The sequence below is a fragment of the Xenorhabdus lircayensis genome (assembly GCF_016306625.1).
Taxonomy (GTDB): domain Bacteria; phylum Pseudomonadota; class Gammaproteobacteria; order Enterobacterales; family Enterobacteriaceae; genus Xenorhabdus; species Xenorhabdus lircayensis.
Map to the genome: position 1 here is coordinate 1 of NZ_JACOII010000019.1, position 15,303 is coordinate 15,303.

The 15,303-nt window shown below is 56.1% G+C and carries 2 protein-coding genes; both read left to right on the top strand.

Annotation, left to right across the window (positions count from 1 at the left end):
- Nucleotides 1-6,995 (top strand): non-ribosomal peptide synthetase (locus H8A87_RS02600; RefSeq protein WP_198688447.1); only part of this gene is annotated, 6,995 nt, incomplete at its 5' end.
- A partial coding sequence (locus tag H8A87_RS02605; RefSeq protein ID WP_198688448.1) for a non-ribosomal peptide synthetase occupies nucleotides 6,995-15,303 on the top strand: 8,309 nt, incomplete at its 3' end. The genes H8A87_RS02600 and H8A87_RS02605, both read left to right, overlap by 1 nt.

Genomic DNA, 15,303 nt, shown 5'->3' on the forward strand with positions numbered 1-15,303 from the left:
CCGGTGCTGAACTGGTGCCGGCGGATTTACGCCAGCAACTGGCGCAACATCTGGCCGACTACATGCTGCCCGCGGCCTTTGTGGTGCGGGCAACTTTCCCGCTGACCCCGAACGGCAAGCTGGACCGCAAGGCGCTGCCCGCGCCTGAGCAATCTGCTGTGGCTGCACGCGGTTATGAAGCGCCTATTGGTGAAGTGGAAACTACCCTGGCGCAGATCTGGCAAGACCTGCTGAGGCTGGCGCGTGTCGGGCGCCATGATCACTTCTTCGAACTTGGCGGCCACTCGCTACTGGTGGTCAGTGTGATCGAACGGCTGCGCCAGCGGGGCTGGGCACTGGATGTCCGTACGGTATTCACCGCACCGGTTCTGGCCGATCTGGCCCGGGAGATTCAGGTATCCCCGGAGGAAGTCCCGGCCTTTATCGTGCCGCCCAACCGGATTCCTGATGATAATACCGTCCTCACCCCTGAGATGTTGCCGCTGGTCACCCTGTCCCAGACCGAAATCGACACCATCGTCAACCGGGTGCCCGGCGGAGTGACCAATGTGCAGGATATTTATCCGCTGGCGCCGCTACAGGAAGGTATCCTGTTCCATCATCGACTTGATCCACACAGAGATCCCTACGTTATCTCGTCGCTGTTATGTGTCGACAGCCAGACAAACTTTGACGCTTTCACGGCTGCATTACAGACGGTCATCGACCGGCACGATATCCTGCGCACCGCCGTCCACTGGGTCGGGTTATCCCAGCCGGTTCAGGTTGTGCACCGGCACGCCCCCTTGCCGGTTCATCGCCTGATCCTGGAGGACGGTGATGATGTGGTCACCAGTTTGCAAGCCCGTATGACGTTGTCACACGGGCCGCTGGATTTATCTCAGGCACCGCTGATACGCTTACAAACCGCCGCTGACCCACACTCAGCCAGACGGTACGTCTTGATCCAGTTCCATCACATTATCAATGATAACCTCTCATTACGGCAGGTTCTCGCGGAAACAGCGGCGTTCTTACTGGGCAAAAGTGCCGCTTTACCGCCATCGGTGCCCTATCGCAACTTTGTGGCTTATGCCCGTCAGGAAAGCCATATTCAGGCCGCAGAAACCTTCTTCCCGCACTATCTGGCGGATCTCGATGAAGTGACGGCCCCTTTTGGCCTGATTAACGTGCAGGAAGGGGGCGAACATACGGGAGAAGCCCAACAGCCTCTTAATGCCGGCTTATCACGTGCCCTCCGTAAAATGGCACGCCGGCTGGGAACCAGTCCCGCGGCGTTGTTCCATGCAGGCTGGGCGCTGGTCATCGCCCGAACCAGCGGGCGTGATGATATTGTATTCGGCACCACCTTGTCAGGCCGTATGTCGGGCATGGCGGGCAGTGCGGGCGCGTTGGGCATGTTTATCAATACCCTGCCGGTCAGGCTGAAACTCAAAGGGATCAGCGCGGAGGCCCTCGTCAAGGCAGTCACTGATACATGCGTCAGTTTACTACAGTACGAACAGACCCCCTTGTCCCTGGTGCAGCGCTATAGCGGACTCGGCAATATGCCGTTGTTCAGTGCTCTGCTCAACTGCCGGCATGTGAGTGACGATAAGGATAACGACATGCTTAATCTGGCACAGTTTGGCGTAACCAGTCTGGCTGGCCGCGGGCGTACTAATTATCCCGTGGGGATCTCGATAGATGATGATGGCAAGGATTTTATATTATCCGCCCAAACTGTCAGCACTGTCGATCCGAACAGGATCAATGCCTATTTGGTCAAAGCCCTAGAGCAACTGGTCGCGATATTGGCGGATGCACCACATTCACCGGCCCTGGCGGTGGATGTGATGCCCGCCGCTGAACGTCAGCAATTACTGGCGGACTTCAATGCCTCTGAGCATGACTTCCCGCAGACAGCCCTGATCCATGAGTTGTTTGAGCAACAGGCCGCACGCACCCCGGATGCCACCGCCGTGCTCTTTGAAGGGCAGTCACTCAGCTATGGTGAGCTGAACCGCCGCGCCAACCAGCTGGCGCATCATTTAATTGCACTGGGCGTACAGCCCGATGACCGGGTGGCTATCTGTGTGGAACGCAGTCCGGCGATGGTGGTGGGATTGCTGGGAGCCCTTAAAGCCGGCGGCACCTATGTGCCCCTCGACCCAGCTTACCCGACCGAACGGCTGGCCTATATGCTGGCAGATGCGGCGCCGGTGATCCTGCTGACCCAGACGTCACTGGCTGAAAAATTGGGCAGCGACCTGCCGACGGTGCTGCTGGATACCCCGGCCTGCAATACTTATGCGGACAATAATCCGGCTGTCCGGGCACTGACGCCACACCATCTGGCGTATGTTATCTACACCTCCGGTTCCACCGGTCAGCCTAAAGGGGTCATGGTTGAACATCACGGGTTTAGAAATTACCTGCTGTGGGCTCTCAGTCATTATGTTACTGCTGGACAGATAGATAGCATCGTTTCATCACCTTTTGCCTTTGATGCAACGGTCACCAGTATTTACTTGCCTCTGCTTTGTGGGGGCAAAATACGCCTTATCCGTGAAGGTCAGGAACTTACTGAATTGGTGCCCTCACTGTTATCCACATCCATGGAGTCCTCGACTCTGGTTAAGATAACACCTACTCATCTTGCCGCAATGGGTCAGGAATTACTGGCTGCAAAACGGACCTGTCCTGCACATTGTTTCATCGTCGGCGGGGAGGCACTAACCCGTTCAACCGTAGCACTTTGGCGTGAGCTATCTCCTGAGTCACGTATTGTCAACGAGTATGGTCCAACCGAAACAGTGGTGGGTTGCATCACGTTTGATACTCATAATCAGGATAATATCACCGACAACGTTCCCATCGGACAACCGATCGCCAACACCCGGATTTATATTCTGGATGCGCAAGGCCAGCCGGTGCCCGTTGGTGTGGCCGGTGAGATCTATATTGGTGGTGCCGGTGTGGCCCGCGGTTACCTCAACCGTCCGGCACTGACGGTTGAGCGTTTTATTCCTGACTCCTTCTCAGCAGAACCCGATGCCCGTCTATACAAGACGGGCGACCTCGGTCGCTGGCTGCCGGATGGCAATATCGAGTATCTTGGCCGCAACGATTTTCAGGTCAAGCTGCGCGGTTTCCGCATTGAGCTCGGTGAAATCGAGTCACACCTCGCCCAATGCTCTGGAGTACGCGAAGCGGTTGTTATCGCCCGCGAAGACATTGCCGGAGAAAAACGCCTGGTGGCCTATCTCCGATCGCAGTCCGGCGTTGAACTAGTGCCAGCTGAATTGCGCCAGCAACTGGCTCAACATTTAACCGACTATATGCTGCCCAGCGCCTTTGTGACGCTGGAAACTTTCCCACTGACCTCTAACGGTAAACTTGACCGTCAGGCTCTGCCCACCCCTGAGCAATCTGCCGTGGCAACGCGTGGTTATGAAGCCCCTGAGGGCGAACTGGAAACCCTGCTGGCGCAGATTTGGCAGGAACTGTTGGGCTTGGAGCGTGTCGGCCGTCATGATCATTTCTTCGAACTCGGCGGCCATTCACTAATGGCGGTCAGCCTGATTGAACGACTGCGCGTTTTGGGGCAGACACTTGATGTCCGTAGCATCTTCTCGGCACCGATCCTTTCCGAGATGGCTCTGGCTATTCAGGCCCTTCAAGAGATGCCTGCCTTCATTGTTCCACCTAATCGCATTAGCAAAGACTGTATTGTCCTTACTCCCGATCTGTTGCCACTGGTGGCACTGTCCCAGACTGAGCTCGATGCCATTGTCGACACCGTTCCCGGTGGTGCTGCCAATGTGCAGGATATCTATCCGCTTGCTCCATTGCAGGAAGGCATTCTGTTCCACCATCGCTTGCAGGAACAAGGGGATACCTATCTGTTAAACAGCTTGGTGGCTTTTGATAGCCGTACACGTCTTGACGCCTTCCTTAGCGCCCTGCAACAAGTGATCGACCGCCACGACATCCTGCGTACCGCCATCTGCTGGCAGGGACTAACCCAGCCCGTACAGGCGGTCTGGCGACAGGCATCCCTGTCGGTGAACACCTTTGTGCCGACCTCAGAAAATAATGTGCTGGCCCAGCTACAGGACCATATCGATCCACGACAGCGCCGACTTAATCTTAGTCAGGCACCGCTGCTCACCGCCGACATTGCCCATGATCCGGCCAGTCACGAATGGCTGTTGGCGCTGAGTTTTCATCATCTGATCGGCGATCATATGACACTGGAACTTATCGTCGATGAAATTCGCCTGTTGTTGCAGGGGGATTCTGAAGAACTGCCCAATTCGCTGCCGTACCGCAATTTTATCGCCCAAACCCTGAGCGTGCCGGTTTCTGAGCATGAGGACTACTTCCGCGCCCGGCTCGTCGATGTCGATACCCCAACCGCCCCCTTTGGTTTGCTTAATGTGCAAGGCGACGGCGGGGATATTACCGAAGCCCGTTTGTTGCTGGATACCCAGCTTGCCTGGGCGATCCGCAATCAGGCCCGCCGTCTGGGTATCAGCCCAAGTGTACTGTTCCATGTTGCCTGGGCGCAGGTGTTGGCGCAGACCAGCGGTTGTGACGATGTGGTCTTCGGCTCCGTACTGTTGGGCCGTCTGCAAGGCTCTGCCGGCGCCGATCGGGTAATGGGGATGTTTATCAATACTCTGCCATTGCGGGTGTCCCTTGCCGGTCGCAGTGCCCTGGAAGTGGTACAGGCCACCTACCGTAACCTCACAATATTGCTGGAGCATGAACAGGCTCCTCTGGCGCTGGCCCAGCGTTGCAGTGGTGTGACGCCACCAATGCCATTATTCAGTGCGCTGCTTAACTACCGCCATAGCCAGCCAGACGCAGACGATACAGCCTGGGACGGCATGCGTTTGTTGGCGACAGAGGAGCGTAATAACTATCCGCTGACCCTCTCGGTGGATGATTTAGGGGAAGGCTTCAATCTAGTGGCTCAGACTATTTCAGGGGTTGACCCCTCTCGGGTCACAAACTATCTGGTTACGGCCATCAGCGGCCTGATTGAAGCACTGGCAACTGAATCCCAGCGATCTATTTTGAACCTGCCGATCCTGCCTGCTACCGAACGTCAGCAAATACTGGTGAGCTTCAATAACACCGAGGCTGACTTCCCAAGAGAGGTTTTGCTCCATGAATTGTTTGAGCAACAGGTGGTACGCACTCCAGATGCCACTGCTGTGGTATTTGAAGAAAGCACTCTCAGCTACGGCGAACTGAACCGCCGCGCTAACCGGTTGGCTCATCATCTGCTTGCTCTGGGTATACGCCCGGACGATCGGGTCGCCATTTGTATTGAACGCAGCCTGGAAATGATGGTGGGATTATTGGGTATCCTCAAAGCGGGTGCAGCCTATGTGCCACTCGATCCGGCTTATCCAGCCGAACGCCTGGCTTATATGCTGGAAGATGCTGCTCCCGTGGCGTTGCTTACCCAAACTGGTCTGCTGGAAACACTGGACAGTCACCTGCCTACCATCGTGCTTGATGCCCGCGGCTCATCGGTTCTGGATAACGGGCCGGCAGAAAACCTTGAGGCTCAGATAATGGGGCTGACCTCACGTCATTTGGCCTATGTGATTTATACCTCGGGTTCAACAGGGAAACCGAAGGGTGTAATGATTGAACACAGTAATATTGTTAATTTCTTGTGTTCGATGAGTAAGGAACCCGGTATGACGGAGGAGGATGTTTTACTGGGTATCACCTCTCTCTCTTTCGATATTTCCATTTTGGAACTATTTCTGCCGTTATTAACGGGAGCTCGAATTATACTGGCGACACAGGCACAGGCCACGAATGCACAGCAACTGACCGCCTTAATTGCTCATCATAATGTGTCCTTCATGCAAGCAACGCCTTCGACATGGCGTATGTTATTGCAAATGCCGACTTTCTCTCTGCCAACCAAGTTTAAGGTGCTGTGTGGTGGGGAAGCATTACCTGAAAAACTGGCAACACAGTTGCTCCAACAGGTTCCTACGCTCTGGAATCTGTATGGGCCAACGGAAACGACGGTCTGGTCTGCGTTAAACGGCTTGACTCGAACTTCCTCTTACATTGGTCACCCTATCGCCAATACCCAAATCTATATTCTGGATACACAGGGTCAGCCAGTGCCACTCGGTGTGGCCGGTGAAATCCATATTGGTGGGGTTGGTGTGGCCCGCGGCTACCTTAACCGCCCGGTACTGACAGCAGAACGTTTTATTCCTGATCTGTTCTCAACCGCCCCTGATGCCCGAATGTACAAGACGGGTGACCTCGGTCGTTGGTTGTCTGATGGCAGCATCGAGTATCTGGGTCGCAACGACTTTCAGGTCAAGCTACGCGGTTTCCGCATCGAACTCGGCGAAATCGAGGCACGTCTCGCCCAATGCTCTGGAGTACGTGAAGCTGTTGTCATCGCCCGCGAAGATATCCCAGGCGATACCCGTCTGGTGGCCTATCTTCTCCTTCAGCCAGATGCCGAACTCGTGCCGGCTGAACTGCGTCAGCAGCTTGTACAGCATCTGGCCGAGTACATGTTGCCCAGTGCCTTTGTGACGCTGGAAACCTTCCCGCTGACTCCTAATGGCAAACTTGACCGCAAGGCGCTGCCCGCTCCTGAGCAATCTGCTGTGGCTGTACGCGGTTATGAAGCGCCTATTGGTGAAATGGAAACTATGCTGGCCCAGATCTGGCAAGACCTGCTGGGACTGGAACGTGTCGGCCGACATGATCACTTCTTTGAGATAGGTGGTCATTCACTCATGGTCGTGCAATTGATAGTACGTATACAAACCGAATTTTTAATCGATATACCCATCGCCTCAATTTTCCAATTCCCAAAATTATCAGAATTGGCAGAGGTAATTCTCTCTACTCAAGTGAGTTCTGCATGGGGAAATGATGTTGAATCAGTAAAAAGCGATCTCGATTCAATGTCGATAGAAGAGTTAATGGCGATTTTAGATGGAGATACTAATTAATGACCAAAGCTAATATAAATATTGAGATGCTAAAGCGTGCCGTTTTAGAGAAAAAGCTTAAAGAGCAACTAAAAAAACGCGGTGATCACGCTTTGCATCTACCAATAGGGAAAGCAGATCGCCATATGTCTTTACCGTTGTCTTTTGCTCAACAGCGGCTGTGGTTCCTCGGCCAGTTCGATCCTGCCGCCAGTCAAGCTTACCATATGCCTATGGTACTGCGACTTTCCGGTCAGCTTGATCCTCAGGCCCTCACCGCAGCGCTCGATAACCTTGTCGCCCGCCAAGAGAGCCTGCGTACCCATTTTACGCTAGTTGACGGTCAACCCTGCCAGCAGATTGACCCCGCAGACCGTGGTTTTGAACTTCCCTGTCTGGATCTGCGTTCCCTGAGCGAGACGGCCCGTGCTGAGCGCGTTGCCGAACTCACCGAATATGCGGCCTGTGCGCCCTTCGATCTCACTCAGAGCCCGCTGATCCGCGGTCAATTGCTGCAACTGGCCGATGAAGAGCATGTGCTGCTGTTTACCCAGCATCATATTATCTCCGACGGCTGGTCCATCGGTATTATGGTCCGCGAACTGGCCGAGCTTTATCAAGCTGCTCGTGCGGGTCAGGCGGCGGCCTTACCGTCCCTGCCTATCCAGTATGCCGACTATGCCGTCTGGCAGCGCAACGAGTTGCAGGGAGACCGCCTTACCGTCCTGCGTGATTTCTGGCGTAGCCAATTGCAGGGCGCACCTGCCTTGCTGGAATTGCCCACTGACCGGCCACGCCCGTCAGTACAGAGCTATGCGGGCAGCCGGGTATCTTTCCATCTGAGTGCGGAAGTACTCACTTCCCTCAAGACACTGGGCCAACGTCAGGGCACGACCCTGTTTATGAATCTGCTCGCGGCCTGGGCGGTTGTCCTTGCCCGCCTTAGCGGTCAGGATGATATCGTCATCGGCATCCCTGTTGCCAACCGGACACGCAGGGAGCTGGAAGACCTGATGGGCTTCTTCGCCAATACACTGGCCTTGCGTATTGAACCCGGCCAGTGCCATACGGTGGCGGAACTGCTTGCCCAGGTTCGCGAACGCACACTGGCGGCCTATGCTCATCAGGAGCTGCCTTTCGAACAGGTGGTGGAAGCATTGCAGCCGGCCCGCAGCCTGAGCTACAGCCCCATTTTTCAGGTTATGCTGGCGCTGAACAACACGCCGGCGCAAGCATTGGAGCTGCCCGGGCTGGCACTCTCCCTCGTTGAGCAACCGCAGTGCAGCAGCCAATTTGACCTGACGCTGTCGCTGACTGAAACCGACGCTGGTTTAGTGGGAGGGCTGGAATATGCGACCGACCTGTTTGATCAGGCGACCGTGGTTCGCATAGCGGGCTACCTTGAGAAGGTCCTGACGGCGATGGCCACCGATGTCACACAAACTATTCCGTCCCTGCCGATGCTGTCTGTCACAGAGCAGCAGCAACTGCTGGCAGACTTTAACGCTCCCCAAGCTGATTTCCCGCAGGAAGCCCTGATCCATGAATTGTTTGAGCAACAGGCTACGCTGGCGCCTGACGCTACTGCCGTGGTGTTTGAAGGACAGTCCCTCAGCTACGGAGAACTGAACCGCCGCGCCAACCGGCTGGCCCATCATCTGCTGGCTCTGGGCGTACAGCCGGATGACCGGGTTGCTATCTGCGTTGAGCGCAGTCTGGAGATGGTCGTCGGCTTGCTGGGCATTCTGAAGGCCGGAGCGGCTTATCTGCCGCTTGATCCGGCCTACCCAGCTGAACGTCTGGCCTATATGCTCAGTGATGCGGTACCAGTGGCCCTGCTCACTCAGTCCGCGTTGGTCGAAACGCTGGACAGCAGCCTGCCCACCGTGGTGCTTGATGCTTGTTCGCCGTCTGTCCTTGACGGGGCGCCGGACAGCAACCCTGACAGCCGGGCACGGGGAGTGACCTCACACCATCTGGCGTACGTGATTTACACCTCCGGCTCCACCGGCCAGCCCAAAGGGGTGATGGTGGAACACGCGAACGTCATTCGCCTGTTGGCGTCCACGCAGGATTATTTCCAGTTCAATCACAATGATGTCTGGACCCTGTTCCACTCTTTTGCTTTTGATTTCTCCGTATGGGAACTGTGGGGGGCCTTAGCTTACGGCGGCCGGCTGGTTATCGTACCGGCAGCCTGTGCCCGTTCGCCACAGGCATTTTATGCCCTGTTGTGCCACGAACGCGTGACGGTGCTGAACCAGACACCGAGTGCTTTCCGTCAGCTTATCCCTGCCCAGGATGACACCGCACATGCCCTGCGCTGCATTATCTTCGGCGGGGAGGCGCTGGAATTACCATCGCTGGCACCGTGGATCGCAAATAACCCGGTCAGCCAGACCCGGCTGGTGAATATGTACGGCATCACCGAGATCACCGTCCATGCTACCTATCGGGAACTCACCGAGGATGATATCACCGGGGGGCGGGGCAGCCTGATTGGCCAGCCATTATCTGACTTGCGCGCCTATCTTCTTGACCCTCATGACCAGCCGGTGCCCCTCGGCGTAACCGGCGAGCTTTATATCGGCGGGGCCGGTGTGACCCGCGGTTATCTTAACCGTCCGGCACTGACAGCAGAGCGTTTTATTCCCGACCCGTTCTCCACTGCCCCGGATGCCCGTTTGTACAAAACCGGGGATCTTGGCCGCTGGCTGCCCGACGGCAATATCGAATACCTCGGCCGTAACGACTTTCAGGTCAAGCTGCGCGGTTTCCGTATTGAACTCGGCGAAATCGAGGCACGCCTTACCCAATGCTCTGGAGTACGCGACGCTGTTGTCATCACCCGCGAAGACATCCCGGGCGATACCCGTCTGGTGGCTTATCTTCTCCCTCAGCCTGATGTTGAACTCGTGCCGGCTGAACTGCGTCAGCAGCTTGTACCGCATCTGGCCGATTATATGCTGCCCAGTGCCTTTGTAATGCTGGCGGCCTTCCCGTTGACTCCGAACGGCAAGCTGGATCGCAAGGCGCTGCCCGCGCCTGAGCAATCTGCTGTGGCTGTACGCGGTTATGAGGTGCCTATTGGTGAGGTTGAAACCATGCTGGCGCAGATCTGGCAAGACCTGCTGGGACTGGCACGTGTCGGGCGCCATGATCATTTCTTTGAGCTAGGCGGCCACTCGCTGCTGGTGGTCAGTGTGATCGAACGGCTGCACCAGCGGAGCTGGGGACTGGACGTTCGTACGGTATTCACCACGCCAGTTCTGGCTGATCTGGCCCGGGAGATTCAGGCATCCTCGGGGGATGTCCCGACCTTTGTCGTGCCACCCAACCGAATCCCTGACGGCAGCACCGTGCTCACCCCTAAAATGCTGCCGCTGGTCACCCTGTCCCAGAAGGAAATCGACACCATCGTCAACCGAGTTGCCGGCGGTGCAGCCAATGTGCAAGATATCTATCCGTTGGCCCCGTTGCAAGAGGGTATCCTGTTCCACCATTTGCTGAATCCGGCCAAAGATCCCTACGTTATCTCGTCGCTGTTATGTGTCGATAGCCAAGCAAATCTGGACGCCTTCACGGCCGCGTTACAAGCAGTCATCGACCGGCATGATATCCTGCGCACCGCCATCCACTGGATCGGATTATCCCAGCCGGTTCAGGTTGTGCACCGCCACGCCCCATTACCGGTTCATCGCCTGACCCTGAAAGATAGTGATGATGTGACTGCCAGTCTGCAAGCCCGCATGGGGTTGTCACACCTGCATATGGATTTATCTCAGGCGCCGCTGATACGCTTACAAACCGCCGCTGACCCACATTCAGCCAAGCTGTACGTCTTGCTCCAATTCCATCACATTATCGATGATAACCTCTCATTACGGCAGGTTCTCGCGGAAACAGCGGCATTCTTACTGGGCAAAAGTGCCGATTTGCCGCCATCGGTGCCTTATCGCAACTTTGTGGCTTATGCCCGTCAGGAACGCCATATTCAGGCCGCAGAAACCTTCTTCCCGGACTATCTGGCAAATCTCGATGAAGTGACGGCCCCTTTTGGCCTGATTAACATTCAGGAAGAGGGTGAACATACGGCAGAAGCCCAACAGCTCCTTAATGCCGGCTTATCACGCGCCCTCCGTGAAACGGCCCGCAGGCTGGGTACCAGCCCTGCGGCTTTGTTCCATGCGGGTTGGGCACTGGTCGTCGCCCGAACCAGCGGGCGTGATGATATTGTATTCGGCACCACCTTATCAGGCCGTATGTCGGGCATGGCGGGCAGTGCGGGTGCGTTGGGCATGTTTATCAATACCCTGCCGGTCAGGCTGAAACTTAAAGGGATCAGTGCTGAGGCCCTCGTCAAGGCAGTCACTGACACATGCGCTAATTTACTGCGTTATGAACAGACCCCCTTGTCCCTGGTACAGCGCTATAGTGGGCTCGGCAATATGCCGTTGTTCAGTGCCTTGCTCAACTGTCGGCATGTGAGTGACAAGGACAGCGGCACGCTTAACCTGTCGCAGTTTGGTATAACCAGTCTGGCTGGCCGGGAACGCACCAATTATCCCGTGGGGATCTCGATAGATGATGATGGCAAGGATTTTATGTTATCCGCCCAGACCGTCAGTACTGTCGATCCCAACAGAGTCAATGCCTATTTGGTCAAAGCCCTAGAGCAACTGGTCGCGATATTGGCGGACACACCACATACACCGGCTCTGGCAGTGGATGTGTTACCTGCCGCCGAACGTCAACAGTTACTGGCGGGCTTCAATGCTACTGAGCGTGACTTCCCGCAGGCAGCCCTGATCCATGAGTTGTTTGAGCAACAGGCCGCACGCACCCCGGATGCCCCCGCCGTGCTCTTTGAAGGGCGGTCACTCAGCTATGGTGAGCTGAACCGCCGCGCCAACCAGCTTGCACATCATTTAATTGCACTGGGCGTACAGCCCGATGACCGGGTGGCTATCTGTGTGGAACGCAGTCCGGCGATGGTGGTAGGACTGCTGGGATCCCTTAAGGCCGGCGGCGCCTATGTGCCCCTCGACCCAGCTTACCCGACCGAACGACTGGCCTATATGCTGGCGGATGCGGCGCCGGTGGTACTGCTGACCCAGACGTCACAGGCTGAGAAACTGGGCAGCGGCCTGCCTACCGTGCTGCTGGATACCCCGGCCTGCGATACCTGTGCGGACAATAATCCTGATACCCAGGCGCAGGGGTTGACCCCACACCATCTGGCGTATGTTATCTACACCTCCGGCTCCACCGGTCAGCCTAAAGGGGTTATGGTTGAACATAGTGGCCTGCGCAACCTGATTAATACCCAAATTGAAGCATTCCATATCACAGCCGATAGTCGGTTATTGCAGTTTGCTTCTTTCAGCTTCGATGCCTGTATCTCTGAAATTGCTACTACACTGTGTCAAGGTGCCTGTCTTGTTCTGGCATCCCGCGAAGATTTATTGCCCGGTGAGGCTTTGCTCAAGACTCTGCAAACTCAGGCGATCACCCATGTGACTCTTCCCCCTGTTGCAGCCAGTGCCTTAGCGCCTGATGCCGACCTGCCCGACTTGATGACTTTAGTTTTGGCCGGTGAAACTTGCCCGCCCGCGTTGGTCAAACAATGGGCGTCGGGACGACGGATGATCAATGCCTATGGGCCGACAGAATGTACCGTCTGTGCAACACTCTATCTGTGTGATGTCCGAGATGAAAAAGCGCCTCCTATTGGTCAACCCATTGCCAACACTCAGATTTATATTCTGGATGCTCAGGGACAGCCAGTGCCCCTTGGTGTGACCGGTGAAATCCACATTGGTGGTGCTGGTGTAACCCGAGGCTACCTCAACCGCCCGGCACTGACGGCAGAGCGTTTTATTCCCGATCCTTTCTCAGCAGCACCCGATGCCCGGCTGTACAAAACCGGTGACCTTGGCCGTTGGCTGCCGGATGGCAATATCGAGTACCTTGGCCGCAACGATTTTCAGGTCAAGCTGCGCGGTTTCCGCATTGAGCTCGGTGAGATCGAGACACGCCTTGCCCAATGCTCTGGAGTACGCGAAGCGGTTGTTATCGACCGTGAAGACATTGCCGGAGAAAAACGTCTGGTGGCCTATCTCCGGCCGCAGTCCGGCGTTGAACTGGTGCCGGCCGAACTGCGCCAGCAACTGGCGCAACATCTGGCCGATTATATGCTGCCCAGCGCCTTTGTGACGCTGGAAACTTTCCCGCTGACCCCTAACGGTAAACTTGACCGTCAGGCGCTGCCCGACCCTGAGCAGTCTGCTGTGGCAACACGTGGTTATGAAGCGCCTGAAGACGAATTGGAAACCCTGCTGGCGCAGATTTGGCAGGAACTGCTGGGCTTGGAGCATGTTGGCCGTCATGATCATTTCTTCGAACTCGGCGGGCATTCACTGATGGCGGTCAGTTTGATTGAGAGATTGCGTGGCGCTGGTTGGTTGCTTGATGTCCGTAGTGTTTTCTCTACACCCGTGCTCGCCGAGATGGCTCAGATGATACAAACACATCAGGGTAAACCTGTCTTCGTCGTACCATCCAATCGTATTACCGAAGATTGCACTATCCTCACCCCAGATCTGTTACCGCTGGTGAAATTATCTCAGACTGAGCTCGATACTATTGTCAACACCGTTCCCGGCGGGGCGGCTAATGTGCAGGATATCTACCCGCTCGCCCCATTGCAGGAAGGCATCCTGTTCCACCATCGGTTGCAGGAACAAGGGGATACCTATCTGTTAAACAGCTTGGTAGCTTTTGATAGCCGTACACGTCTCGACGCTTTCCTTGGCGCCCTGCAACAAGTGATCGACCGTCACGATATTCTGCGTACCGCCATCTGCTGGCAGGGACTGACTCAGCCCGTACAAGTGGTCTGGCGTCAGGCATCCCTGTCGGTGAACACCTTTGTGCCCGTTTCCACAGAGAATGTGCTGGCTCAGCTACAGACCCACACTAACCCACGCCAGCGCCGGCATGATCTCAGTCAGGCACCGCTGCTTACCGCTGATATTGCCTATGATCAGACCAGTCATGAGTGGTTGTTGGCCTTGGGCTTCCACCATCTGATCGGCGATCATATGACACTGGAACTTATCATCGCTGAAATCCGCCTGTTGTTGCAGGGGCGTACGGGAGAACTGCCCAATTCGCTACCATACCGTAACTTTATCGCCCAAACCCTGAGCGTACCGGTTTCTGTGCATGAGGATTACTTCCGCACGCAGCTCGCCGATGTCGATGAACCAACTGCTCCCTTTGGTTTGCTTAATGTGCAAGGCGACGGTGAGGATGTGTCCGAAATTCATATACCTCTAGATACCACGCTGGCACAGGCGATCCGCAACCACTCCCGTTATCTGGGTATCAGCCCAAGTGTAATGTTCCATGTTGCCTGGGCACAGGTGTTGGCACAGACCAGCGGCCGTGATGATGTGGTCTTCGGCACTGTGCTGTTGGGCCGTCTGCAAGGCTCTGCCGGAGCCGATCGGGTAATGGGGTTGTTTATTAATACCCTGCCATTGCGGGTATCCCTTGCCGGTCGCAGTGCACTGGAAGTGGTACAGGCCACCTATCGTGACCTTACGACACTGCTGGAACATGAACAGGCCCCTCTGGCGCTGGCCCAGCGTTGCAGTGGCGTGACGCCACCAATGCCATTATTCAGTGCCCTGCTTAACTACCGCCATAGCCAGCCAGACGCAGACGATACAACCTGGGATGGAATGCGCTTGTTGGCGACAGAGGAGCGTACTAATTACCCGTTGACCCTCTCGGTGGATGATTTAGGGGAAGGCTTCAATCTTGTGGCTCAGGCTATTTCAGGGATTGACCCCACCCGGGTTGCAAACTATCTGGTTACGGCCATCAGTGGCCTGATTGAAGCTCTGGCAACTGAATCCCAGCAATCTATTTTGAGCCTGTCGGTTCTGCCTACTGCTGAACGTCAGCAGCTATTGGTAGATTTCAACGCCACACAGGCGGATTTCCCGCAGGACGCCCTGATCCATGAGCTGTTCGAGCAACAGGCGGCCCGTACCCCGGATGCCACCGCTGTGGTATTTGAAGAACACGCTCTCAGCTATGACGAGCTGAACCGCCGCGCCAACCGGCTGGCCCACCATCTGCTGGCCCTGGGCGTACAGCCGGATGACCGCGTCGCCATCTGCGCCGAGCGCAGTCTGGCAATGGTGGTGGGATTATTGGCAATCCTGAAGGCCGGCGGTGCCTATCTGCCGCTCGATCCGGCTTACCCGGCCGACCGGCTGGCCTATATGCTCAGTGATGCGGCACCGGTGGCGCTGCT